Here is a 657-nt window from a genome sequence, read left to right on the forward strand (position 1 = left end):
TGTCACGAACGGTGCAATAGTGATCCACACCCAACGCCTGAAATCAGATCCAGGGGGTAATCTGCTCTCCTGATTCAGGAGAGCTTATGGTCACTTTTGAGACAGTTATGGAAATTAAAATCCTGCACAAGCAGGGAATGAGTAGCCGGGCGATTGCCAGAGAACTGGGGCTCTCCCGCAATACCGTTAAACGTTATTTGCAGGCAAAATCTGAGCCGCCAAAATATACGCCGCGACCTGCTGTTGCTTCACTCCTGGATGAATACCGGGATTATATTCGTCAACGCATCGCCGATGCTCATCCTTACAAAATCCCGGCAACGGTAATCGCTCGCGAGATCAGAGACCAGGGATATCGTGGCGGAATGACCATTCTCAGGGCATTCATTCGTTCTCTCTCGGTTCCTCAGGAGCAGGAGCCTGCCGTTCGGTTCGAAACTGAACCCGGACGACAGATGCAGGTTGACTGGGGCACTATGCGTAATGGTCGCTCACCGCTTCACGTGTTCGTTGCTGTTCCCGGATACAGCCGAATGTTGTACATCGAATTCACTGACAATATGCGTTATGACACGCTGGAGACCTGCCATCGTAATGCGTTCCGCTTCTTTGGTGGTGTGCCGCGCGAAGTGTTGTATGACAATATGAAAACTGTGG

1 pseudogene is annotated in these 657 nt (G+C 51.1%); it reads left to right on the top strand.

Annotated features, from left to right (window positions below):
• Positions 1 to 86 precede the first annotated feature (86 nt).
• Positions 87 to 657, top strand: a pseudogene (istA, locus tag BFF42_RS19490) (IS21-like element IS100 family transposase); the annotation flags it as partial.

This window comes from Shigella sp. FC1661, assembly GCF_001712525.1.
Classification (GTDB): domain Bacteria; phylum Pseudomonadota; class Gammaproteobacteria; order Enterobacterales; family Enterobacteriaceae; genus Escherichia; species Escherichia coli.